This window comes from Sinorhizobium terangae, assembly GCF_009601505.1.
In the GTDB taxonomy this organism is placed as follows: domain Bacteria; phylum Pseudomonadota; class Alphaproteobacteria; order Rhizobiales; family Rhizobiaceae; genus Sinorhizobium; species Sinorhizobium terangae.
Map to the genome: position 1 here is coordinate 1 of NZ_WITC01000081.1, position 23,274 is coordinate 23,274.

The following is a 23,274-nucleotide window of genomic DNA, read 5'->3' on the forward strand; positions in this document are numbered from 1 at the left end:
CAACCCTCCCCACAAGGGGGAGGGAGTGCGTTCCCGTATGCCGCACTTGCCGTGTGTCACCTTCTCCCCGCCTGCGGGGAGAAGGTGCCGGCAGGCGGATGAGGGGCTAAGACCCGGAGCATCCCTATGACCACCGCCGTCCTCTTCGACAACGTTTCCCGCCATTTCGGCGCCGTCCGTGCCGTCGATCGCGTGAACCTCGACATCGCCGAGGGCGAATTCTTCGCCATGCTCGGGCCCTCGGGCTCAGGAAAGACCACCTGCCTCAGATTGATGGCCGGCTTCGAGCAGCCGACCGGCGGCCACATCGAAATTTTCGGCGAGACGGCCGAAGGCGTGCCGCCCTACCGGCGCAGCGTCAACACCGTGTTCCAGGATTACGCGCTCTTTCCGCATCTCTCGATCCTCGACAATGTCGCCTATGGCCTGATGGTCAAGGGCGCCGGCCGTGAGGAACGCCGCAAGGCCGCCGAGGATGCGCTCGCCATGGTCAAGCTGCCGGGCTACGGCACGCGCCGCCCCGGCCAGCTTTCCGGCGGCCAGCGCCAGCGCGTGGCCCTTGCCCGCGCGCTCGTCAACAAGCCGAAGGTGCTGCTCCTCGACGAGCCGCTTGGAGCACTCGACCTGAAGCTCCGCGAACAGATGCAGGAAGAACTGAAGAGCCTGCAGAAATCGCTCGGCATCACCTTCGTCTTCGTCACCCACGACCAGGGCGAGGCGTTGTCGATGGCCGACCGCATCGCGGTCTTCAATGAGGGCCGGATCCAGCAGCTCGGCAGACCGGAAGAGGTCTACAACCAACCGAAGACCCGCTTCGTCGCCGATTTCGTCGGCTCGTCCAACGTCCTCTCGACCAAGCTCTGTCAGAGGCTGGGCGTAAAGGCATCCTTCGCCAGCCTCCGCCCGGAGGCGATCGCGCTCGCGGCCCCGGGCAACGGCGCTCTGAGCCTCGCCGGCACCGTCGCCGGCCAAAGCTTTCTCGGTGCGACCAACCGCGTCGTCGTCGATGTCGACGGCGCGCGTATCGCCGTTGCATCACCTGCTGCACAAGCGGTACCGGCGATCGGCAGCCCGGTTACGATCAGCTTCGCCGTACGCGACCTTCACCCGATGGAGGACGCATGACCATCGTCGCCGAAAGCATCATCCTTCCGGAACGCCGCAGCACCGCCGGCCGTCTCTCGGACTTCTTCTGGAGGCACCCGCATGTGCTTCTCGCGGTACTGCTAGGGCCGCCGCTCCTCTGGCTCGGCGTCGTCTATCTCGGGTCGCTCTTCGCACTTCTACTGCAGAGCTTCTTCTCGATCGACGATTTCTCCGGTCTCATCAACTACGAGTTCACGCTCGCCACCTATCGCCAGCTTTTGAGCGAAACCAATCTCGACATCATCATCCGTACCGTCACGATGGCGGCGGTGGTAACGCTCGTCTCCGCGCTGATTGCCTTCCCGATCGCCTATTACGCGGCCCGCTACGCGCGCGGAAAATGGAAGGTGCTGTTCTATCTCGGCGTCATGCTGCCGCTCTGGTCGAGCTATCTCGTCAAGATTTACGCGTGGAAGCTGATCCTCGCCAAGGAGGGCATTCTTACCTGGATTTTCGAGAAGCTGAACCTGCTCTGGCTGCTCGATGCGTGGCTCGCGCTTCCGGTCGTTGGCGGCAATTCGCTGTCGGTCAGCTACACCGGCACCTTCATCGTCTTCGTCTATGTCTGGATGCCGTTCATGATCCTGCCGATCCAGGCAGCGCTGGAGCGGGTACCGTCAAACCTGATCGAAGCTTCGTCCGACCTCGGCGGCACGCCGGCTCAGACCTTCCGCTACGTGCTCTTCCCGCTGGCGCTGCCGGGCATCGTCGCCGGATCGATCTTCACCTTCTCGCTGACGCTCGGCGACTACATCATTCCGCAGATCATCGGCTCATCGCGGCTCTTCATCGGCCAGGCGGTCTATGCCCAGCAGGGCACCGCCGGCAACATTCCGCTCGCCGCCGCCTTCACGGTCGTGCCGATCGTCATCATGGGCCTCTATCTCTGGATGGCCAAACGCATGGGGGCCTTCGATGCGCTCTGAAAAATCGAATCGCGCCCCCCTGAGCCTGAAGATCGCGGCAGCAGTCGGCCTCGCCTTCATGCATCTGCCGATCCTGCTGATCTTCCTCTACGCTTTCACGACGGAGGAGAAGAGCTACCAGTTCCCGCCGCCCGGCCTGACGACGCAGTGGTTCGGTGTCGCATGGGACCGGCCGGACGTCTGGGCGGCGCTGGCACTCTCGGTCAAGGTTGCCTCGATCGCAACAGCCACGGCCCTGCTGCTCGGCACGCTCTGTGCCGCCGCTGTTAGCCAGACCCGCTTCTTCGGCCGCGAGACGATCTCACTGCTTGTCATCCTGCCGATCGCGCTCCCCGGCATCATCACCGGCATCGCGCTGCGCTCGGCCTTCTCGATGGCGGACATCCCGTTTTCCTTCTGGACCATCGTTCTCGGCCACGCGACCTTCTGTATCGTCGTCGTCTACAACAATGCGGTCGCCCGCTTCCGGCGCATTTCCGGCTCGCTGATCGAGGCATCGATGGATCTCGGCGCCGACGGCTTCCAGACGTTCCGCTACGTGATCCTGCCGAACATCGGCACGGCGTTGCTTGCCGGCGGCATGCTCGCCTTCGCGCTTTCTTTCGACGAGGTGATCGTCACGACCTTCACTGCCGGGCAGCAATCGACCCTGCCGATCTGGATGCTGGAGGAGTTGATCCGTCCGCGTCAGCGTCCGGTGACCAACGTCGTCGCCATGATCGTGGTCGTAGTCACTTTCCTGCCGATCCTCGGCGCCTATTACCTGACGCGCGACGGCGACCAGATCGCCGGCGCCGGCAAATGACATCGAACATAAAGGGAGAACAGATATGGACACCCAACTCTTGATCGGATCGCGCTTCGAAGCCGGGACCGAGGTCGAGGAGCACATCCTGAATCCAAGGACGGGCGCCAAGATCATCGATGTCGCGGAGGCTTCCCATGCGCAACTCGATGTCGCCGTCGATGCGGCCGAGCGCGCCTTCGTCGCGTGGTCGCAGACGACGCCCGCCGAGCGCTCGAACTATCTCCTGAAGATCGCCGACACGATCGAGAAGAACGCCGACGGCTTCGCCGCGCTGGAAGCGCTGAACTGCGGCAAGCCGATCAATGCGGTGAAGAACGACGAACTGCCGGCGATCATCGACTGCTGGCGCTTCTTCGCCGGCGCGGTGCGCAACCTGCACGCCCCGACGGCGGGTGAATATCTGCCGGGGCATACCTCGATGATTCGCCGCGATCCGATCGGCATCGTCGGCTCGATCGCGCCCTGGAACTACCCGCTGATGATGATGGCCTGGAAGCTCGCGCCCGCGATCGGCGGCGGCAACACGGTGGTCTTCAAGCCTTCGGAACAGACGCCGCTGACGGCGCTGAAGCTCGCGCGGCTGCTCGCGGAGATCCTGCCCGAAGGCGTCGTCAACGTCGTTACCGGCCGCGGAGAAACCGTCGGCAATACGCTCATCAACCATCCGAAGATCGCCATGGTCTCGATCACCGGCGATATCGCGACCGGCAAAAAGGTGCTCGCCGCCGCCGCCAAGACGGTGAAGCGCACCCATCTCGAGCTTGGCGGGAAGGCGCCGGTCATCGTCTATGACGACGCAGATCTGGAAGCGGTGGTGAACGGCATCCGTACCTTCGGCTACTACAATGCCGGCCAGGATTGCACCGCCGCCTGCCGCATCTATGCCGAGGCCGGCATCTACGAGAAGCTCGTTGCCGACCTGACGTCCGCCGTCTCGACGATCCGCTACAACCTCGATGACGACACCGAAAACGAGATCGGCCCGCTGATCTCCAAGCGGCAGCGGGACCGTGTCGCAAGCTTCGTCGAACGGGCGGCGGACCAGAAGCACATCGAGATCACAACCGGTGGCGCTCCGGGCAGCAAGGACGGCTTCTTCTTCAAGCCGACTGTCGTCGCCGGCGCCACGCAAGCAGACGAGATCGTGCGCCGCGAAGTGTTCGGGCCGGTGGTCTCCGTCACCCGCTTCATCGGCAGCGATGATGCCGTCGCCTGGGCGAACGACAGCGACTACGGCCTCGCGTCCTCCGTTTGGACGAAGGACATCACCAAGGCGATGCGGGCGGCGTCCCGCCTGCAATACGGCTGTACCTGGATCAACACGCATTTCATGCTGACCAACGAGATGCCACATGGCGGCGTCAAGCAATCCGGCTACGGCAAGGACATGTCGGTCTATGCGCTCGAGGACTACACGGCCGTTCGCCACATCATGATCAATCATGGCTAATGGGAGGATGCCATCATGTATCGCCGTCAACTACTCGCCGCCGCCGGCGCGCTAGGCCTGAGCACCCTTCTCTCTTCAACGCCGGCCTTCGCGGCTGATGATGCTCCGACTGTGGTTGCGGCCTATCTTGCCGCGTGGAACGCCCATGACTCGAGCAAGGCCGCGTCCTACTTCGCCGACGATGTCACCTATTACGATGCTTCCGTCGGCAAGCCCGTGAACGGCAAGGATGCCGCCAAAATTGGCGTCATCGACAATTTCCTGAATGCCGTTCCCGACGCCGTCTGGACCATGAAGGGCGACCCGATCGCCGCCAGCGACAAGGTGTCGTTCGAGTGGGAATTCTCGGGCACCAATTCGGGCGCCTGGGCCGACGGCACCGCCGCCACCAACAAGACGTTCAAGATTACCGGAGCCTCGGTCTTTACCGTCAAGGACGGCAAGATTTCCACGCAGAGCGACTATTACGACGCGCTCGGCTTCTACAAGCAGCTCGGGTTGATCTAGCCGCCCGCCGGCGCGGTTAGCGCCCGCCCCGACTTCAAGTCGCATCGGCAAAACAAACCCTCCGGTCGATCCCACGTCGACCGGAGGGTTTGTTTATGCGCTTCCATGATGGACTGCGAACATAAACGCGCGGCACGCCGGGCGGAGCAATTGTTGCAAATTTCCCACAAATCCTAAAACATGAGTCTTAGACTCATGAAAAGCCACTTGCATCGACATAAATCATGAGTGAATAGCTCATCTTATAGAATTTCGCTTACCGATCAGAAAGTTGCATCGCATGCCCGCCACCAGAACCCTCTTGCTGCCGCTTGTCCGCGCCACCCTTGCCGGCACCTCCGCCCTCGCTCTCGTGGCAGCCGCCCATGCGCAGGAAGCACAGCAGGAGGACACGACGTCCAGCGGAGATTCGACCGCGCTCGAAACGCTGGTCGTCAACGGCGGAAGCGGCGGCGTCATCACCGCCGATGGTTACGTCGGCATCAGCAGCGCAACTGGAGCCAAGGTCGACACGCCCTTTCTTGAAACGCCGCAGTCGATCTCATCGGTAACGGAACAGCAGTTGAGGGATCGCAACCCGCAGACGCTGCTCGAGACGCTGGCTTATACGCCGGGCACCTGGGTGAACGCCTACGGCTTCGATCCCCGTTTCGACTCCTTCTACGTTCGTGGCTTCGACGTCACTTATACCGGCGTTTTCCGTGACAATCTCCGCCAGCCCGCCGCAGGTTCCTCGCTCTTCAAGAATGAGCCATATGGGCTTGAGGGCGTTTCGATTCTGCGCGGCCCGTCTTCGGCACTCTATGGCGCGACCGGTGCCGGAGGTCTTTACAACCTCATTACCAAACGAGCTACAGAAGAGGCGGTGCGTGAGGTGCAGATTCAAGTGGGAACCCATGATCGCTATCAAGGGCAGTTCGACTTTTCCGGCCCGGTTAATGAAACAGATCCGGTTTACTATCGCCTCACTGGACTTCTACGCGATTCAAACACCGAACAGATCAGCGTGCCGGACGATCGCGCCTACATAGCACCCGCTTTCACCTGGAAGCCGGACGAAGATACGAAGCTGACCATCCTCGGCGAATATACCCGCACCAAGACCGGTGGTACGGCCGCCAATTACAACGATTTCTACTACGGGGGCTTCGGCTCCGTCACCGACATCTTCCTCGGCGATCCGGCCTTCAACGATTCGATCCAGAACCAAGGTCGTATCGGTTACGAGTTCGAGCACAGTGTTAACGAAGCACTAACCTTCCGCCAAAACCTTCGTCTTTCTACGCTGCATATCGATGCGCAATACGTCTACGGATACGGCCCGTTCATCGTCGATCCACTCGATCCGGACAACCCCTACGACGATGTTCTCGATCCGACTCGAATCGGTCGCATGGCCGGCGTTTTCGATGAACGCCTCACGTCGATGGTCGTTGACAACCAGTTGGAATCGAACTTCGCGACCGGCATATTCGACCACACACTGCTTGCAGGAATCGACGTGGCGAAACTCCGCTACAAGGCACTCGGTGGCGAAGCCGAGATCACGCCCATTGTCCTGGCAGACCCGAACTTTGGGGCACCGATCGCAACGCCTGCTTTCACTTCCAACGACAAGCAGGACCAATGGCAGCTCGGCACATATCTGCAGGATCAGATTCGCTACGAAGCCTGGACGCTGACGGTCGGTGGCCGATATGACTGGGTTTGGACCGACAGCAGCATGACGGACCTGACCACGGATACCACAACGGACGTCTCGCAGAATGACAAGGCATTCTCCGGCCGCATCGGCCTAACCTACGAGACCGATTTCGGTCTCGCCCCCTACGCTAGCTACTCGACCGCTTTCTCTCCCAACGTCGGCATCAACGGGGAGACGAACCAACCGTTCAAACCGACAGAAAGCACGCAACAAGAAATCGGCGTCAAGTACCTCCTGTCCGACTACAATGTGCTGCTGACTGCGGCGCTCTTCAACATCGACCAGGAGAATGGTGTCTTCTGGGAAGTCATCGGCACTAAGAACAGGCAGGTCCAGCGTGGTAAGCTTCGTTCGCGCGGCCTTGAGTTGGAAGCCACCACGAGCCTCGACAATGGTCTGTCGCTGACCGCGGCCTATAGCTACACCAATGTGAAAATCCTAGAAGGCGCCGCCGGAACCGTCGGGAATCATGTTTCCAGCACACCCTTTCATCTCGCCTCGATCTGGGCGGACTACACGATGCCCGAGGACAGCGTCGCCGAGGGTCTCGGCTTCGGCTTTGGCGCCCGTTACATCGGCTCAAGTTATGGCGACGACTACAACACACTTAAGAACGATGCACGCGTGCTCTTCGATGCCTCCGTCCATTACGACTTCGCGGCGATCGACAAGAAGTATGAGGGGCTGCAATTGCAAGTGAACGCGACCAACCTCTTCGACCGCCGCGACATCACCTGCACATCGAACTATTGCTACCGCGACCAGGGCCGCACTGTTATCGGCTCGCTGCGTTACAACTGGTAGTGTCATGGCAGCAAGCGGGCATGAAAGCATTGCGGAAGCCGGCGGGGCAAAGCTCCTGTCGGGGGCGTTTGCCGGCCCGCATGCCTGGTGTAACGAGAAGATGATGCTGGCGGAAGACCTTTCCGACGGCATCCCGCTCGCCACGTTCTTCGCCTCGGGCGCCTTCGAACGGGCGCTTTCGACCTATGCCGAGACGTCGAATGGCAGCGACCGGCGTGCTGTCGCCTCCATGTGGTCGCTCTATTATTTCTCCTGTCTCACAATCCCTTATGTCGTCGCCCGGGTGCTCGACCACCAAGCGCTGCCCGTCGCGTTCGACGCGATGACCGTGGCGCTGTCGGCCGACGGTCTCCCCCGCGCCTTCGGCGTCGCCACACCCGGCGACTGGCGGGAGGACGGCGAGAAAGAAATCTTCTCCGTCCTCGCTCCGTTGATGGAAGAACATCTCGCCAAAGTCGTCGGTCACCTGAAGGCTGTCGGCGGAATTTCACCCAAGCTCGCCTGGAACAATGCCGCAGTCTATATCGACTATGCGCTTCGAACGGCCGGAACCGAACCCTTGGGCGATCAAGCGGATGCCATAGTCGGCTGTCGCCTGATGCCGAACGGCGCGCCCAACCCCTTCTTCGATTGCCTGCGCCACGAAGAAGAGGATGGCGCGCCCGTCTGCCGACGCAAGATCTGCTGCCTCAGATACCTTCTCCCCGGCATCCCGAGTTGCGGCAGTCTTTGCGCCCTTCCCAGCCAAAGGAAACAATAATTGTCTCGTCCTAACGTCGGTCTTATGACCATCATCCGGGTCATCGCGCTTCTGTCGATGACACTCTTCTACTTCGCCGCGCGGGCGGAAACCCAATGGCCGATAAGCATCACCGATGCGGTTGGCCGGCAAGTGACAATACCGGCCCCACCCAAGGCGGTTCTGCTCGGCAGCGGTTTCAACCTCGTCGCCGTTTCGCTCATCCATCCGGATCCCGTAAGCCTCCTCGCCGGCTGGTCGGGTGACATGAAGAACGACAATCCGGAAATCTACGAAAGCTTCGTCCGCAAGTTCCCGAGGCTCGCAGAGGTGCCGTTGATCGATGACGGCAGCGGAGCGGGCCTGTCCTTCGAGGCGCTCCTGACGCTGAAGGCCGACCTCGCGATCCTTGCCAACTGGCAGGCCGATACGGAACCGGGCAAGCGTGCGATCGACTATCTCGAAAGCGTCGGCGTGCCGGTGGTCGTGGTCGACTTCAACGGCGATCCCTTGAAGAACACCGCCGCCAACATGCGCCTGCTCGGCAAGATCTTCGGGCGGGAGAAGCAGGCCGAAGATTTCGCCCGCTTCTATGAAGAGCGCCTCGCCCGCATCCGCGAACGGGTTGCGAAGCATCCCGAGCCCGGACCGACCGTGCTTGTGGAAGCGTTCCCCGGCGCAGCCGCCTGTTGCTGGGCTTACGGTGTCGGCGGGCTCGGAGAGTTCGTCAGCATCACAGGCAGCCGCAATATCGTCGAAGGAAGGTTGCCGCGCCCCGGCGGCATGGTCAACGCCGAGGCGATCATGGCCAAAAATCCCGAGGTCTACATCGCGACCTCTTCGCCGGGCGGAAAATACAGCGGCTTCTCCATCGGGCCCGGCGTGAAGGCGGAAGATGCAGAGCGGACCCTGGCGGAAGCGGTCGGAACGCCGGTGATGACGAGCATCGCGGCGGTACGCAACGGACGCGTCTATGGGCTCTGGAATTTCTTCAATGCCGTGCCGCTGAACATCCTCGCGGCGGAAGCCTTCGCCTCCTGGCTGCGCCCAGACCTTTTTCCGGATGTCGATCCAGCGGCGAGCCTTGCCGAAATCAACACGCGCTTCGCCGCGGTTCCTTTCGAGGGCAGTTACTGGATCAGTCTGAAGCGCGGGAAATAGTGCATCGGCGTCCAGAAATGAGCGTGAACGCTGGGGCAGCTAGCACCTTGATTCTTATTCGGTTCACTTCCTCCGGGCACACGCGCATCTGCCAATTGCCAGTCGCGCTCGACCCCATATAAGGTGCCGCGAGGAGGCGCTTCATGCTGTGGTTGATTGTCCTGCTGGTCGCGGTGGCGATCGTCTATCTTGCGGCCCGGTACAGCCGTTTTCGCAGCCAGGCGGAGCTGATCCTGTCAGTTGCCGTCGCGCTCGGCCTGATCGTCGCCTTCGTGATCTGGCTGAGCGACCGTGGCAGCCAACAACCGCCCACGCCTGAGCCAACCCGCCCTGCCGGGCTAACGACCGAGGACGTTGCGCTCGAAGGCGTGACCTTCGAGCGCAACCAGTCCGAGCGGAGCTACCGCGTCCGCGGCACCGTTCACAACAGATCCGCCGCGGCTCTCGAATATTTCCGGCTGACCGTCACGCTCGAAGACTGCCCCGGCGGTGCCTGCGAACAGATCGGCGACGACACGGCGCTCATCCTCGTTCGCGTTCCGGGCGGCCAAAGCCGCCCGTTCGAGACGTTCCTCACCTTTCCGTTCCGCGACGGAGAACCGCCGACCACGCCGAAATGGACCTACGAGGTGAGCCAGGTGAGAGGCGCGGCGACGCGTTAGAACAATTCCATAAAAGTGCGTAGCGATTTCGGTCTGGAATTTGCGAAGTTCAAAGAGCGAGGGAGCGCGAGCCTCAGGCGGCGACCCGCGCCCACCAATCCTCGCAATCACGCCGCCTCGGCGCCGCGGAGCGCCGCAAGGACTTCACCCGTCGTCACGACCGAAGCGAATTCCGCCCTCAGCGTCGCGACGTGCGCGCGATGGACATCCCGCGCGGGAACCACGCCGCTTGCGCCGTCCGCCAGATCGAAACAATCGCAGGCATCCTCCACAAGGATCACTCGGTATCCGATATTTGCGCCCACCCGCACCGATGTCGAAACGCACATGTCCGTCGAGATGCCGAAGAGCACGACGGTCTCGGCGCCGAGACGCCGGAGCCGCAAGTCCAGGTCGGTGCCGATGAAGGCGGCGTTCACGCTCTTGGTGACCAACGGCTCGTCGACTTGCGGCTCGAAACCGGGACGGAAAGCGTTACCCGGCCGGTCCGGACGCAACGTCGATCCTTCCTCGACACTATCGTGCCGCACATGGATGATCGGCCGCTTCGCGGCGCGCCACGCGGCGAGAAGCGTAAGGCCGTTCTCATCGACGCGGTCGTTCCAGCGCGGCGGCCATGGCGCCGCGTCAAAAGCCTGCTGCATGTCGATCGGTATCAGGATGGCATCGTCGGGCAATTTCAAGCTGTTCATGGATATGGCTCCTTCGTTGTTCCTGAACGGTAACTGCCCTATCGTCCGGTTTCACTGAGCATGATGTTGCCTGGTCCGGACATTCGTCCGGCAGCACCGGCAGGGGACGATGATTTGACCGAACTCGATGAAAAGGACCGGCTGTTGATCGCCGCATTGCGCAAGGATTCGCGCCAGAGTCTTGTGGCGCTCGCCCGCCATGCCGGCCTCTCCCGCAGCGCCACGCATGAGCGGCTGCGGCGTCTCGAGGCGAAGGGTGTGGTTGCCGGCTACACGATCCGCCTCGGTCAGGAGGACAAATCGCCGGTCGTGCGTGCGCTTGTCGCCGTCGCCTTCCAGCCCGGCAAGAATTGCGACCACGTGGTGCCGCATCTTTCCGGCATGCCGCATGTCGTCAGTTGTTGGTCGCTTGCAGGCGCAACGGACCTGATGTTGCTCGTCGAATGCGATTCCAACGGCGACCTAGACACGATCCGACGGCAGATCGCCACGATTCCGGGTGTCGCCACTGTTCAGACGCATGTGACGCTCAGGACGCACTTCGACCGCCGAAGCTGACAGCGCGAGCGATTCCGCCTTAAGCGGGAAAGCGGAACCGCCCTTCTATTGTCGTCAGCAATAGATCCTGAATTTATCGCGGATCGCCCGGTCGATCTCGGGTGCGATCACCGAAGGTGCGGCCTCCGCGAGAATGCGGTTCTTCCTCTCGATCGCGCGCGCGACGAGGTCCGGACGGCCGATCTCCACCCATTCCTTCGGGCTCGTGCGATCGGCGACGGCCGGATAGATGTATTCCGTCTGCATCAGCCCGAGAGTCTGCGGGTGGCCGAGATAGTGGCCGGGCCCGTCGAGGCAGACAGAGCGCATGGTTTCGAGCGAAACCGAATCCTCGGTCACGTCGATGCCGCGGATGCAGCGTTGAACCTGGCCAAGCATGTCGTCGCCGAGCACCAGCGATTCCAGGCAGAAGCCGAGAAGCGACGCGTGCATGCCGACCGCCTCGTAGACCATGTTGAGGCCGGAAAGCCCTGCCATCACGTTGGAGATCGCCTGCTCCCAGCCGGCCTGCATGTCCGGCAGCTTGGCGTCCGCGATGCCGGCGGCAGCCCCGCCCGGCAGACGATAGAACTGATGCATCTGCGCGCAGCCGGCCGTCAGCAGCGCCTGCTCGCCCGAGCCGCCGGACATCGCCCCGGTCCTCAAGTCAGAGACGAAGGGCCAGGTGCCAAAGACCGCCGGGTGGCCGGGGGACATGGCGTTGACATAGACGACGCCCGCCAGACATTCGGCGACCGCCTGCACGATCGCCGTCGCAAGTGGCGCCGGCGCGGTTGCGCCCGCCTGCCCGGCGGAAAGCAGGAGGATCGGCATGCCGCCACGGATGCATTTCTCCATGGTCACGCAGCTTTCCTCGGCGAACTTCATCGGCGGTACGACGAAGCAGTTGGAATTGGAGACGAACGGCCGCGCCCGCCATTTCTCCTCTCCATCGGCGATCATGTGGATCAGATCGAAGCAGCCCTCGACATGCGACGGATCGGAAAAGCTGGTGCCGACATGTTTGGTCGTTCCGGCGCAACAGGCATAGAGCGTGTTGATGTCCATGAGGAAATTGTCGGGAATGTCGCGGCAGACCATGGCCCGCTGGAAGAAGTGGACGTTGTCGAGATGGTGCACGAGTTGCGCCGCGTTCAAGAGGTCCTTCGCGGTTGACTCTCGGTACTCCCGCTTCTCGACATCGACAACGTGAACCGCCGCGCCGGCGGTGCCGTAATAGACGCGGGTACCGCTAAGCTCGAGGTCCTGCTTCGGATCACGGGCGTAGAGTGTGATGTCCCGTGCCGCAACGGCCAGCATGTCCTCGACCAGCGCGCGTGGAAACCGGATGCGTCCGTCGTCTCCTAGGATGGCGCCGGCACCGGTCATGATCTCGATGCCTGATTTCGGCGCATTGGCAAGGCCGATCTCTTCCAGCGCATCGAGCGCGGCTTCATGGATTCGTCGGACATTCGTTTCGCTCAGCGGCTTGTACTGCCCACCAGGGAGACCGGGCCGAACCGGCCGGATGTTTTCCGCGAGCGGTGCGGAGCGAAGCGCCACGCGCGCTGCCCGTCCGCCTGCCCGTCTCGAAACCGCAACTGCGCATTCCTCAGCCATCATTCGATCTCCCAATGGCGCCTGTCGCCGTCCAAAGCGTGTCGCTTCAATTGGAGCCGTGCGACGTGCTTAAAGACTTGTTTTCATGTATGTCGTCGGCCCGAAATCGCTGGACACTTTCGGGGCGACATTGCCTGGCTCTTTGCCCCTCACCCTAGCCCTCTCCCCGCACGCGGGGAGAGGGGACGAGCCGACGCTGCGTGTTCCTTCTCCCGAGGGCGAGGTTCGGCTCGCGGCCGCGGCATATCCCTTCTCCCCGTCAAAGCGGGGAGAAGGTGCCGGCAGGCGGATGAGGGGCAATCGTTTTTCGCGTTTACGCCCGCACCCGGTCCGCCTTCGGGTCGTACATCGGCTTCAATGAAGCCTCGGCCTTGACCCGCGTTCCGGCAATCTCGATCTCGTAATTCGACGCCAGCACATCCGCGACGCTCTCCCCTTGGCAGGGCACATAACCAAGGCCGATCGCGCCGCCGAGGTGATGACCGTAATTGCCGGACGTAATCGTGCCGACGATCTCGCCGTCGCGGACGATCGCTTCGTTGTGGAAGAGCAGCGGCTCCGGATCGGAGAGCCGGAATTGCACCAGCCTGCGGGAAAGCCCCTTGTCGCGCTTGGCAAGCACAGCCTCGCGGCCAATGAAATCGCCCTTCTCGGGCTTCACCGCAAAGCCGAGCCCCGCTTCTAGCACATGATCCTCATCGGTGATGTCGTGCCCAAAATGGCGGAACGCCTTCTCGATCCGGCAGCTGTCGAGCGTATGAAGGCCACAGAGCTTGAGCCCAACATCGCCGCCCGCGGCCTCGAGCGTCTCAAACACATGCGCCGCCTGATCGGTGGAGACATAAAGCTCCCAGCCGAGCTCACCGACATAGGTGACGCGGTGGGCACGAGCGAGGCCCATGCCGATTTCGATTTCGCGCGCCGTTCCGAACGGATGCGCCTGATTGGAAAAGTCGTTGGGACTGACCTTCTGCATCAGTTCGCGTGCCTTCGGGCCCATCACGCAAAGCACGCTTTCGGCAGCGGTGACATCGGTGATCACCACGAATTCGTCACGGACATGCTTGCGCAGCCAGGCGAGATCGCGTTGCAGCGTCGCGCCGGGCACCACCAGGAAGAAGGCGCTTTCCGAAAGACGCGTAACCGTCAGGTCGCTCTCGATGCCGCCGCGCGCATTCAGCATCTGCGTGTAGACGATCCGGCCAGGCTCGACATTCATCTCGTTGGCACAGAGCCGCTGCAGGAACAAGAGTGCGTCTCGCCCTTCGACCCGGATCTTGCCGAAGGATGTCATGTCAAAAAGACCGACGCCGCCGCGAACGGCAAGATGCTCCGCACGCTGGTTTTCGAACCAGTTCTCGCGCTTCCAGGAGTAGCGGTATTCGCGCTCCTGTCCATCCCGTGCGAACCAGTTGGCGCGCTCCCAGCCCGCCACCTCACCGAAAACGGCGCCGCGGGCCTTCAGATGTTCATGAAGGGGTGAACGGCGGACGCCGCGCGCAGTCGCCATCTGGCGATAGGGGAAATGGTCGGCATAGAGCAGCCCTAGCGTTTCAGACACGCGCTCCTTGAGATATCTCCGGTTTCTCTGGAACGGCTGCGCGCGACGGATATCGACCTCCCAGAGATCGAAGGGTGGCTCGCCGTCGTTCATCCATTGTGCCAGCGCCATGCCGGCACCGCCGGACGAGACGATGCCGATCGAATTGTAGCCGGCGGCAACCCAGTAGCCCTTCGCCTCCGGCGCCTCGCCGAGATAGTAGCGGTCATCGGGCGTAAAGCTCTCCGGCCCGTTGAAGAAGGTGTGAATGCCCGCCGTTTCCAGCATCGGCATGCGGTTGACCGCCATTTCGAGGATCGGCGCGAAATGATCGAAGTCCTCCGGCAACTGGTCGAAGCAGAAGTCCTCGCGGATGCCCTCCATGCCCCAGGGCTTGGCTTTGAGTTCGAAGGCGCCGACGAGCATCTTGCCGGCATCTTCCTTGTAATAGGTGCACTCGTCCGGCACGCGCAGCACCGGCAGACGGGCGAGGCCGGGGATTGCCTCGGTGACGATATAGAAATGCTCGCAGGCATGGAGCGGCACGGTGACCCCTACTTGCCGGGCAAGCTCTCTGCCCCACATGCCGGCGCAGTTGACGACGTTCTCGGTCTCGATCGTGAAGCTCTCGCCGTCCTGCTCGCAGGTGACCCCGGTAACGCGGCCATTCTTCTTCAGCACCGACGTGACCTTCACGCCTTCGATGATGGTCGCACCGTTCTGGCGGGCGCCCTTGGCAAGCGCCATGGCGATATTGGCCGGATCGCACTGGCCGTCGAGCGGCAGATGCACGGCCGCCTTCACGTCCGAGGTGTTGAGATGGGGATAGAGCTCCTTGACCTCGCTCGGCGTGATCTCGCGAACGTCCACATTGAACGCACGGGCGAGAGATGCCTGGCGGTAGATCTCTTCCTTGCGCTCTTCCGTCAGCGCCACGGTGATCGACCCGTTCTGGCGCATGCCGGTGGCGATGCCGGTCTCGGCTTCGAGCTTGACGTAGAGGTCGGCCGAATATTTCGCGAGCCGGGTCATGTTCTGCGAGGCGCGAAGCTGGCCGATCAAACCGGCCGCATGCCAGGTCGTGCCGGAGGTCAGCTGCTTGCGCTCGAGCAGCACCACGTCCGTCCAGCCGAGTTTCGACAGATGGTAGGCGACCGAGCAACCGGAGACGCCGCCGCCGATGATGACAGCACGGGCTTTTGCAGGAATGGGCTTCGTCATGCTCTCAGTCTTTCATTCGAGGGATCCCAGAGCGGCTGGTCCGGCTGAACCACCGCCTTGAAACGGTCACCGAAAATCTCGACCTCGATTTCCTGGCCGGGTATGGCGAGATCCGCACGCAACATGCCGAGCGCGATCGACTTGCCGACACGATAGCCCCAGTTTCCGGAGGTCGTCTCGCCGACGACCTCGCCGCCCGACCATAGCGTCGACATGTAAGGCGCGTCACAGTCACCCGCCTCGACCGTTAGAGTGACGAAGCGCTTACTGACACCCTGCTGCTTCTCGCGCTCCAGCGCCGCCTTGCCCTTGAAGCTCGGCTTCGACCAGTCGACGAAGCGTTCGAGCCCGCCCTGCAAAATCGTGTAGTCGGTCGAGAGATCGCCCTTCCAGGCGCGATAGCCCTTTTCGATGCGCAGACTGTCGAGCGCCTCCATGCCGAAGGGCTTGAGACCGTGCTTCTGGCCAGCCGCCCAAACCACGTCGAAGATCGCCGCCGTGTCACCCACCTTCGTGTGGATTTCCCAGCCGAGCTCGCCGGCGAAGGAGACCCGAACGAGCTGGCAATACCGTCCGGCGATATGCGCCGTCTGATGCGTGAGCCAGCCTTTCGAAAGGTCGGCGTCGGACACTTCAGCAAGGATGTCGCGCGACTTCGGTCCGGTGAGGATCTGGCAGGAGAAATTCGCTGTCACATCGTCGAGGATGAAGGCGGCGCCGGCCGGGCGGTGTTTCTGCAGCCACTCGAAGTCATGCCATTGCGCCGTTGCTGCGGTGATCAGAAAGAAGAAATCCTCCTCGATCGCCATCACCGACATTTCCGTGACGATGCGGCCCTTGTCGTCGGCGAAATAGGCCAGGCCGATGCGGCCGGGCTTCGGCACGCGGCCGGTGATGAGGCCGGAGAGCCATTCACGCGCGCCCTCGCCCTTCAGCCGGAAGCGCGAGAAGCCCGGCAGGTCGAGGATACCGGCCGCATCGCGGACCGCCAGGCACTCCGCTTCGATGCGTTTTGCCCACGGCCCTTCGCGGTCCCAGGTCTGCGTCGCTTCCTCGGAAGTGTCGTCGCCGGGCTTTGCATACCACATAGCGCGCTCCCAGCCGTTATAGGGCTTGAACTGGGCGCCCAGCGCGGCGATCCGGTCGTGGATCGGCGACAGCTTCTTGTCGCGGCCTGCCGGCCAGTAATGTTTCGGAAAATGCATCGCATATTCGTGGCCGTAGATTTCCATGCCTTTCGCGATGCAATAGTCCTGGTCGGTATAGTCGGTGTAGCGCCGCGGATCGCAGGACCACATGTCCCATTCCGTCTGGCCTTCGGTCACCCATTCTGCGAGCACCTTGCCTGCCCCACCCGCCTGGCAAATGCCGAAGGTGAAGACGCAGGCCTCGAAGGCGTTGGGTACGCCGGGCATCGGCCCGATCAGCGGATTGCCGTCCGGCGCGTAGGGGATCGGCCCGTTGATGACGCGCGAAAGGCCCGCCGTGCCGAGGATCGGCACCCGCTCCACCGCATCGTTCAGATACCATTCCAATCTTTCCAGATCGTCCGGAAAGAGCTGGAAGGAGAAATCCTCCGGCATCGGATCGTCGGGTGTTACCCAGTGTGCGCGGCAATTCTTCTCGTAAGGCCCGAGGTTCATGCCGTATTTCTCCTGCCGGAGATAATAGGAGGAGTCGACATCGCGGAGCAGCGGCAGCTTGTGCCCCGCCTCCTTCGACCAGGCGGCAAGCTCGGGGATTTCATCGAACAGAATATATTGATGGCTCATCACCATCATCGGCACGTCGCGTCCGAACAGCTTGCCGACCTCGCGGGCATAATAGCCGGCGGCGTTGACGACGTATTCGCAGCGAATCTCGCCTTGCTGCGTGGAGATCACCCACTCATCGTTTTCGCGCCGTGCCCCGGTGACGGGACAGAAGCGGATAATCTTCGCACCTAGGTCGCGCGCGCCCTTGGCGAGCGCCTGGGTAAGCTGCGCCGGGTCGATATCACCGTCATGGGGATCATAGAGCGCGCCGGTCAGCTCGTGGGTTTCGAGGAAGGGATAGCGGCTGCGCATCTCGTCGGGCGTCAGGATGTCGAGATCCATGCCCTGGTAGCGCCCCATGCCGACGACGCGCTTGAACTCCTGCAGCCGTTCCTTCGAATGACCGAGGCGGATCGACCCGGTGACGTGATAGTTCATCGGATAGCCGACCAGCGTCCCCAGCTCGCGGTAGAGCGCGGCGGAATAGCGCTGCATGTTCATGATCGACCAGGACGACGAGAAGGTCGGCACATTGCCGGCCGCATGCCAGGTCGAGCCCGCAGTCAACTCGTTCTTTTCCAGAAGCACGCAGTCGGTCCAGCCGGCCTTGGCAAGATGATAGAGCGAGGAGGCGCCAACGGCTCCCCCGCCGATGATCACGACGCGCGCGTGAGACGGCAAATTCGACATGCGTAGTTCCCTCTTTTGAGGGGATATTTGACGAGGAAAATAAGGCCATCAAGCAGCGGAACGAGGTATTATTGATCGAAGATTTCGATTAGGATCGGCTCGTTCTAAAGGCGGCGTGTCGCAAAGATGCAAGTTGAACTGATTGAGACATTTCTGGACCTGATGGAAACGCGAAGCTTCAACCGCACGGCCGAGCGGCTGAACATCACGCAGTCGACCGTTTCCCATCGCGTGAAGGCGCTGGAGGCGCAGTTCAACCGCAAGCTCTTCACCCGCAGCAAGGGCGGCACGGTACCGACTGCTTCGGGCCTGCGCTTTCTCGACTACGCGAAAGCACTTCAAAATCAATGGCATGAAGCAACGCGCGCGGTCGCCAATGCCGGCGCTTTCGAACGTTCGATGCGGCTGGGGATCCAGCACGATCTCGCCGAGACCCTTGCCGGAGACTGGCTGGCCGCCATCCGCCGCGAGCTGCCGCAGACCGAAATTTACATGGAGGCGGATTATTCCAACCAGATGAACCGCGATCTCGCGGCCGGAGAGCTTGACCTGGCGATCCTCTATACGCCCCACTACCTGCCCGATCTTCACTATGAACGGATCGGCGAACTGCATTACATACTCGTCAGCACACAAGCCCGCGACATAGCCGGCGTGAAGCCCGAGACCTATATCCGCTCCAGCTATTCGCCGGCTTTCGACCGCGCCCACCGCCTCGCCTTGCCGCATCTTTCCGCCGCGCCGCTTGCCGCCGGGCAGAATATGGCGATCACCGGGCTGCTTCGCGCCCTCGGCGGTGCCGCCTATGTAACGAAGGCCACCGCCGTGCGCCTCTCCGAAGACGGCGCCGCCGCAACGGTCGCCGACGCGCCGGTCATCCCACAGGCCATCTACGCGGCGACCAGCCTCCGCACCCGCCATGCGCATCAGCACCGCAAGATCATCGGGGCAATGGAGGGGCTGCTGTTTGGTTTTTAGCGCATCGGCCAAACAAAGACTGTTGTGGAAATTGCCCCTCACCCTAACCCTCTCCCCGCACGCGGAGAGAGGGAACCCGGGGCCGGCGCGGCATATCCCTTCTCCCTGCATGCGGGGAGAAGGTGCCGGCAGGTGGATGAGGGGGCGAACGCAGGCGAAGCCGTATAGCGCATCCCCTCATCTCTCCTTGAATTGCGCCTTCAGCCGCGTGACATCCTCGGGTGTGACCGCCGGCGGATCGGTGACCGCCATCCAGGCATCGATATAGTGCTCCGGCGCATAGACATGGCCGTAACCGATCGGCGACGTCGTCGCCAAAGCCATGTCGGCGAGAAGCTGCAGCCCGGTCACCACTGGAAACCAGCTGAACGCCGGCGAGACATCCGGCCCCCGCGGCGCCTCCATCCATTGCGGCTCGCGATAGAAGGAATGGGGATCGAAAAACGTCACTGGATCGCTCGCATATTGCAGATAGACAATCCGCATCGCGCCCCAGCGCGCGCCCGGGATATCAAGCGCATTCTTCTGGTTCGTGAAGCGGATGATCGAACCGTCCCGGTAGCGCGGCAGCCAGGCCGGGGACTTCGGATCGCGATCGGCCGTCACCGATTGCCACAACCCGCTCGTAAAGGGGGGGCCGCTCCAGAGCGCACCCTGAAAGGGATCGCTGATGACGTCGAAGAGATCGACTGAGCCTTGCGAATTCATCGCGCCAAGGCTCAGGCCGTGGAGATAGAGCTTAGGCCGCCGGTCCTTTGGCAGCGTCCGCCAATAGCTGTAGACCTCGTCGAACAACGCGTTGGCAGCGTCGGCCCCGTAGCCCGGCTCGACCAGCAGTGACAGCCAGCTTGTGAGATAGGAATACTGGACTGCGATGCTCGCGACATCGCCGTGCAGCAGGTATTCGACGGTATCGAGCGCTGCCGGATCGATCCAGCCCGTGCCGGTCGGCACGACGACGATCAGCGACTTGCGTTTGAAGCCGCCGGCGCGCTTCAGCTCTTCGAGCGCGAGCTTGGCGCGATCTCTCGCGGTCTCGGCAGAATTCAGCCCCACATAGACCCGTACGGGGTTCTGCGCCTCTCCGCCGAAGAAGGCGCCGATTTCGGCAGCCGTCGGGCCGGAGGCGATAAACTGACGGCCCTGCCTCCCAAGCTCATCCCAGTTGACCAGCGATGCGGCGCTGCCCGTCTTCGTCGGATCCGACGGTGGCGGCACGTCGGCATCGATATAGGCATCGAGGGTCTGGAACGAACTGTCGGCGGCACGCAATGCCAATTTGAAGATCAAGCCATCGGCCACGGACCAGAAAAGTGCAATCGCTGCGAGCCCGCCGATCGCCCTCGCGATGGGGCGGGTCACAAGGCGCTCCAGCATGCGCGAGAGAAAATGGAACGTCAGCCGGAACAGCCGCGCCAGAAAGACGAGCAAGACGAAGACCGACGCGGCGGTGAGACCGAGCTTCAGGGGTTCCGCCGTTTCGATCGGTTCGAGTCCCATGATGTTTCGGACGGTGTTCTGCCATCCCGCGGTCTGCCACAGGAACACCGCAACCGCCGCACCGCAGACGAGGCCCGCCACGATCTTCAGCGTGTGTTGGCGCCGCGGCGAGGCGTCGGGCAGCTCGAAAAAGGACCAGAGCCAGCGCAGGAACACGCCGATCGCATAGCCGGCCGCAAGCGAGAGGCCGGATATCGCTCCCTGGATCAGATAGGGCCGCGGGATAAGGCTCGGAGTCAGCGAGACGGCGAAAAACAGCACGCCAACGAGCAGCCCGGTCGCAGAAAACGGATCCCAGAAGCTTGCGGGATGGCTTGAGAGCTCCGGCCTCGACATGTCCGTCCGTTGAAGGTGTTCCATGCGACCCTCCACTCTACAGGCACTATCACCGGAATGTCCGGCGCGGGCGACACGCGCAGGGAGCAATGTCGCCTCGCACTCTCTTGCAGTCAATTGTTGCGCACGAGCATTTTGCAGTCAGGTGGAATCACCTGACGTCGCACAAATGCGGCAAAAACAAACACTTAGCGCGGCGGCGCGAACGCACGTAAGCGCATCCCGCTCTAAATGCGCCGCTCCTTGATCGTGTTCATCACAAAGCTCGTCTCGATCGAGGCGACACATTTCAACCGGGCGATCTTTTCCTTGATGAAGCGCTCATACTGTTCGAGGCCGGCGCTCATAACCTTCAGCACATAGTCACGCGAGCCTGTGACAAGGTGGCATTCGAGCACCTCGTCCCAGCCGCGGATGGCCTCCTCGAACATCACGATCTCGTCCTCATGCTGACGGCTGAGCCGCACTGTCGCGATCGCCGTCATCGTCCAGCCTTCAATCGCCGGATCGACGAGCGCTGTGTAACCGCGGATGACGCCGCTTTCCTCCAACCGTCGCAGGCGCCTGAGACAGGGCGAGGCCGACAGCCCAACCCTCTCGGCGAGTTCGTTGTTGGTAATCCTGGCGTCGGCCAGCAATTCCTTCAAAATCCGGCGATCCATTTCATCGGCAATTTTCTGCGTCATATCTCTTCGGCTCCGGCAAATATTTGCTCCCATCAAAGCGAAGTGATCGCAAATAGCAAGGATCGGTCCAAGCGTCTGATATAATTTGGCAGTTAGTCGAGTTCCTTCGAGGAGAAAAGCCATGACCGCGCCCCATCCTTCCAAGACCCACATCGGCAACCACAAGCTGCACCCCGAAACCCTCATGCTGAACTATGGTTACGATCCGGAACTCTCGGAGGGCGCAGTCAAGCCGCCGGTATTTCTGACGTCCACGTTCGTTTTCCGCTCGGCCGAGGAAGGCCGCGACTTCTTCGATTTCGTTTCGGGGCGGCGCGAACCGCCGGCGGGCGTTGGCGCAGGGCTCGTCTATTCGCGCTTCAATCATCCAAACAGCGAAATCGTTGAGGACCGGCTGACTGTCTTTGAGCGGGCCGAAAGCGGCGCCGTCTTCTCGTCCGGCATGGCGGCAATCGCGACGACGCTGCTCGCCTTCGTGCGCCCGGGTGACTCCATCCTGCATTCGCAACCGCTTTACGGCGGCACCGAAACGCTGCTCGCCAAGACCTTCCTCAATCTCAACGTCTCGGCGGTCGGTTTTGCCGATGGGGTCGACGAGGCAGCCGTCAGGACAGCGGCAGAAGAGGCGATGACAAAGGGACGCGTCGCCGTCATCCTCGTCGAGACGCCCGCCAACCCCACCAACAGCCTCGTCGATATCGCCATGATACGCCGCGTTGCCGACACGATCGGCGAAAAACAGGGGCATCGGCCGATCGTCGTTTGCGACAACACGCTGCTCGGCCCGGTCTTCCAGCACCCGATCGACCACGGTGCCGACCTCTCTCTTTACTCGCTGACCAAATATATCGGCGGCCATTCCGATCTCATCGCCGGTGCGGTGCTTGGGCCGAAGGACATCATAAAGCAGATCAAGGCGCTGCGCGGCGCGATCGGCACTCAGCTTGATCCGCACTCATGCTGGATGCTCGGCCGCTCGCTGGAAACGCTTGCTGTTCGCATGCACAAGGCGAACGACAATGCCCGCATCGTCGCCGAGTTCCTGCGTGACCATCCGAAGGTCGAGCGGATCCATTACCTCCCCTTCCACGACGAGGCCTCACCTGTCGGGCGCGTCTTTGCCGCCCAGTCGACCGGCGCCGGCTCGACCTTCTCCTTCGACATCGCCGGCGGCCAGGATGCCGCGTTCCGCTTCCTGAACGCGCTGCAGATCTTCAAGCTCGCCGTCAGCCTCGGCGGCACGGAATCGCTTGCAAGCCATCCAGCCGCGATGACGCATTCGGGCGTGCCGATCGAAGTGCGCCAGCGGATCGGCGTGCTCGAGTCGACTATCCGCCTGTCGATCGGCATCGAGCATCCCGACGACCTTGTGGCCGACGTCGCCAACGCCCTGACGACCGTGTGAATGTTCGCCTAGGCGGGGCGCGATTTGAGCTCCGCTGAATGCGAAAGGATATTGACGATGTTGCCGAACGGGTCGCGTAGAAAGAACCGCCGCACACCCCAAGGCTCATCGGTGATATCGTAGACGATCTCCGTACCGGCGTGCTTCGCGCTCCGATAGACCTCGTCCACGTCATCCACTTCGATCGAGAGCGCCGGCACCGGCGTTCCCGAGCCGCCTTCGATGGCGAAGCTCACCTGCGGCATGGCGGAGCCGCCCTTCGCTGCGAAGGTGAGGATCCAGCCATGATCCATCACCACCTCGAGACCGAGCAGATCGGCATAAAAAGCGCGCGCACGCGGCGGATCGGATGTCTGAAAATTGGGCACGATGCGTCGGACTGCCATGCTCTCCTCCATTTGGCCGGC

The 23,274-nt window shown here is 62.3% G+C and carries 19 protein-coding genes; 12 read left to right on the plus strand and 7 right to left on the minus strand.

The genetic code is table 11. The annotated features are described in order from the left end of the window. Nucleotides 1–126: 126 nt before the first annotated feature. From GHK62_RS19485 to GHK62_RS19525, 9 genes are all read left to right on the plus strand, one after another. Nucleotides 127–1,125: an ABC transporter ATP-binding protein gene (locus GHK62_RS19485; protein WP_153440766.1), complete on the plus strand. Its 999-nt coding sequence runs from the start codon at nt 127–129 to the stop codon at nt 1,123–1,125. Further along, the gene (locus GHK62_RS19490) at nt 1,122–2,072 is read left to right on the plus strand and encodes an ABC transporter permease (RefSeq protein ID WP_153440767.1); all 951 of its coding nucleotides are present in this window, start codon (nt 1,122–1,124) and stop codon (nt 2,070–2,072) included. The genes GHK62_RS19485 and GHK62_RS19490 overlap by 4 nt, the downstream gene beginning before the upstream one ends. Further along, complete coding sequence (locus GHK62_RS19495; RefSeq protein ID WP_153440768.1) at nt 2,062–2,877, plus strand: ABC transporter permease; 816 nt, start codon at nt 2,062–2,064, stop codon at nt 2,875–2,877. Before GHK62_RS19490 ends, GHK62_RS19495 begins: the two co-directional genes overlap by 11 nt. Nucleotides 2,878–2,902: 25 nt before the next feature. Beyond that, nucleotides 2,903–4,330, plus strand: coding sequence for a gamma-aminobutyraldehyde dehydrogenase (locus tag GHK62_RS19500; RefSeq protein ID WP_153440769.1), 1,428 nt, complete (start codon nt 2,903–2,905; stop codon nt 4,328–4,330). A gap of 15 nt (nt 4,331–4,345) precedes the next feature. Then, nucleotides 4,346–4,837, plus strand: coding sequence for an ester cyclase (locus tag GHK62_RS19505; protein WP_153440770.1), 492 nt, complete (start codon nt 4,346–4,348; stop codon nt 4,835–4,837). 280 nt (nt 4,838–5,117) lie between these two features. Beyond that, entirely contained in the window at nt 5,118–7,346 is a 2,229-nt protein-coding gene (locus GHK62_RS19510) for a TonB-dependent siderophore receptor (RefSeq protein ID WP_153440771.1), read from the plus strand. A 4-nt stretch (nt 7,347–7,350) separates the two neighbouring features. After that, on the plus strand, nt 7,351–8,106 hold the full coding sequence (gene fhuF / locus GHK62_RS19515; RefSeq protein ID WP_153440772.1) for a siderophore-iron reductase FhuF: 756 nt from the start codon (nt 7,351–7,353) through the stop codon (nt 8,104–8,106). 24 nt (nt 8,107–8,130) lie between these two features. Further along, nucleotides 8,131–9,246 (plus strand): ABC transporter substrate-binding protein, encoded by a 1,116-nt coding sequence (locus GHK62_RS19520; RefSeq protein WP_153440796.1) that lies wholly within the window; start codon nt 8,131–8,133, stop codon nt 9,244–9,246. Between the two features lie 143 nt (nt 9,247–9,389). Further along, on the plus strand, nt 9,390–9,908 hold the full coding sequence (locus tag GHK62_RS19525) for a hypothetical protein (protein ID WP_153440773.1): 519 nt from the start codon (nt 9,390–9,392) through the stop codon (nt 9,906–9,908). 107 nt (nt 9,909–10,015) lie between these two features. Here the strand turns inward: GHK62_RS19525 and GHK62_RS19530 are convergent, their stop codons facing one another. Beyond that, nucleotides 10,016–10,600, minus strand: a complete 585-nt coding sequence (locus tag GHK62_RS19530) for a cysteine hydrolase family protein (RefSeq protein WP_153440774.1) — start codon at nt 10,598–10,600, stop codon at nt 10,016–10,018. A gap of 114 nt (nt 10,601–10,714) precedes the next feature. Here GHK62_RS19530 and GHK62_RS19535 point away from each other — a divergent pair, with 114 nt between their 5' ends. Further along, nucleotides 10,715–11,158 carry an Lrp/AsnC family transcriptional regulator gene (locus GHK62_RS19535; RefSeq protein WP_234886967.1) on the plus strand — a complete coding sequence of 148 codons (444 nt, stop codon included), beginning with the start codon at nt 10,715–10,717 and terminating at the stop codon, nt 11,156–11,158. Nucleotides 11,159–11,212: 54 nt separating this feature from the next. On the opposite strand, the gene GHK62_RS19540 is transcribed toward GHK62_RS19535, so the two are convergent. From GHK62_RS19540 to GHK62_RS19550, 3 genes are all read right to left on the minus strand, one after another. Continuing rightward, a complete protein-coding gene (locus tag GHK62_RS19540) occupies nt 11,213–12,757 on the minus strand; it encodes a trimethylamine methyltransferase family protein (RefSeq protein WP_167528306.1) in 1,545 nt (514 codons plus the stop codon). A gap of 313 nt (nt 12,758–13,070) precedes the next feature. Further along, nucleotides 13,071–15,518 carry a GcvT family protein gene (locus tag GHK62_RS19545; protein WP_153440776.1) on the minus strand — a complete coding sequence of 816 codons (2,448 nt, stop codon included), beginning with the start codon at nt 15,516–15,518 and terminating at the stop codon, nt 13,071–13,073. Beyond that, entirely contained in the window at nt 15,515–17,962 is a 2,448-nt protein-coding gene (locus GHK62_RS19550; RefSeq protein ID WP_153440777.1) for a GcvT family protein, read from the minus strand. Before GHK62_RS19550 ends, GHK62_RS19545 begins: the two co-directional genes overlap by 4 nt. Nucleotides 17,963–18,088: 126 nt before the next feature. Here GHK62_RS19550 and GHK62_RS19555 point away from each other — a divergent pair, with 126 nt between their 5' ends. After that, nucleotides 18,089–18,940 (plus strand): LysR family transcriptional regulator, encoded by an 852-nt coding sequence (locus GHK62_RS19555; RefSeq protein ID WP_153440778.1) that lies wholly within the window; start codon nt 18,089–18,091, stop codon nt 18,938–18,940. A gap of 177 nt (nt 18,941–19,117) precedes the next feature. Here GHK62_RS19555 and GHK62_RS19560 read toward each other — a convergent pair whose 3' ends face one another. Continuing rightward, entirely contained in the window at nt 19,118–20,800 is a 1,683-nt protein-coding gene (locus GHK62_RS19560) for an alpha/beta hydrolase (RefSeq protein ID WP_153440779.1), read from the minus strand. Nucleotides 20,801–21,003: 203 nt separating this feature from the next. Further along, entirely contained in the window at nt 21,004–21,462 is a 459-nt protein-coding gene (locus GHK62_RS19565) for an Lrp/AsnC family transcriptional regulator (RefSeq protein WP_153440780.1), read from the minus strand. A gap of 121 nt (nt 21,463–21,583) precedes the next feature. Between GHK62_RS19565 and GHK62_RS19570 the strand changes: the two genes are divergently transcribed. Beyond that, entirely contained in the window at nt 21,584–22,867 is a 1,284-nt protein-coding gene (locus GHK62_RS19570; RefSeq protein WP_153440781.1) for a cystathionine gamma-synthase family protein, read from the plus strand. Between the two features lie 8 nt (nt 22,868–22,875). Here GHK62_RS19570 and GHK62_RS19575 read toward each other — a convergent pair whose 3' ends face one another. Further along, a complete protein-coding gene (locus tag GHK62_RS19575) occupies nt 22,876–23,253 on the minus strand; it encodes a VOC family protein (protein WP_153440782.1) in 378 nt (125 codons plus the stop codon). Nucleotides 23,254–23,274: the final 21 nt, after the last annotated feature.

Bases quoted from the DNA above. Each gene is read 5' to 3' on its own strand.
- GHK62_RS19530 (WP_153440774.1), bottom strand. From the start codon at position 10,600: ATGAACAGCTTGAAATTGCCCGACGATGCCATCCTGATACCGATCGAC.
- GHK62_RS19495 (WP_153440768.1), top strand. From the start codon at position 2,062: ATGCGCTCTGAAAAATCGAATCGCGCCCCCCTGAGCCTGAAGATCGCG.
- GHK62_RS19550 (WP_153440777.1), bottom strand. From the start codon at position 17,962: ATGTCGAATTTGCCGTCTCACGCGCGCGTCGTGATCATCGGCGGGGGA.
- fhuF (WP_153440772.1), top strand. From the start codon at position 7,351: ATGGCAGCAAGCGGGCATGAAAGCATTGCGGAAGCCGGCGGGGCAAAG.
- GHK62_RS19565 (WP_153440780.1), bottom strand. From the start codon at position 21,462: ATGACGCAGAAAATTGCCGATGAAATGGATCGCCGGATTTTGAAGGAA.
- GHK62_RS19540 (WP_167528306.1), bottom strand. From the start codon at position 12,757: ATGGCTGAGGAATGCGCAGTTGCGGTTTCGAGACGGGCAGGCGGACGG.
- GHK62_RS19555 (WP_153440778.1), top strand. From the start codon at position 18,089: ATGCAAGTTGAACTGATTGAGACATTTCTGGACCTGATGGAAACGCGA.
- GHK62_RS19560 (WP_153440779.1), bottom strand. From the start codon at position 20,800: ATGGAACACCTTCAACGGACGGACATGTCGAGGCCGGAGCTCTCAAGC.
- GHK62_RS19505 (WP_153440770.1), top strand. From the start codon at position 4,346: ATGTATCGCCGTCAACTACTCGCCGCCGCCGGCGCGCTAGGCCTGAGC.
- GHK62_RS19485 (WP_153440766.1), top strand. From the start codon at position 127: ATGACCACCGCCGTCCTCTTCGACAACGTTTCCCGCCATTTCGGCGCC.
- GHK62_RS19525 (WP_153440773.1), top strand. From the start codon at position 9,390: ATGCTGTGGTTGATTGTCCTGCTGGTCGCGGTGGCGATCGTCTATCTT.
- GHK62_RS19570 (WP_153440781.1), top strand. From the start codon at position 21,584: ATGACCGCGCCCCATCCTTCCAAGACCCACATCGGCAACCACAAGCTG.
- GHK62_RS19490 (WP_153440767.1), top strand. From the start codon at position 1,122: ATGACCATCGTCGCCGAAAGCATCATCCTTCCGGAACGCCGCAGCACC.
- GHK62_RS19500 (WP_153440769.1), top strand. From the start codon at position 2,903: ATGGACACCCAACTCTTGATCGGATCGCGCTTCGAAGCCGGGACCGAG.
- GHK62_RS19510 (WP_153440771.1), top strand. From the start codon at position 5,118: ATGCCCGCCACCAGAACCCTCTTGCTGCCGCTTGTCCGCGCCACCCTT.
- GHK62_RS19545 (WP_153440776.1), bottom strand. From the start codon at position 15,518: ATGACGAAGCCCATTCCTGCAAAAGCCCGTGCTGTCATCATCGGCGGC.
- GHK62_RS19575 (WP_153440782.1), bottom strand. From the start codon at position 23,253: ATGGCAGTCCGACGCATCGTGCCCAATTTTCAGACATCCGATCCGCCG.
- GHK62_RS19520 (WP_153440796.1), top strand. From the start codon at position 8,131: ATGACCATCATCCGGGTCATCGCGCTTCTGTCGATGACACTCTTCTAC.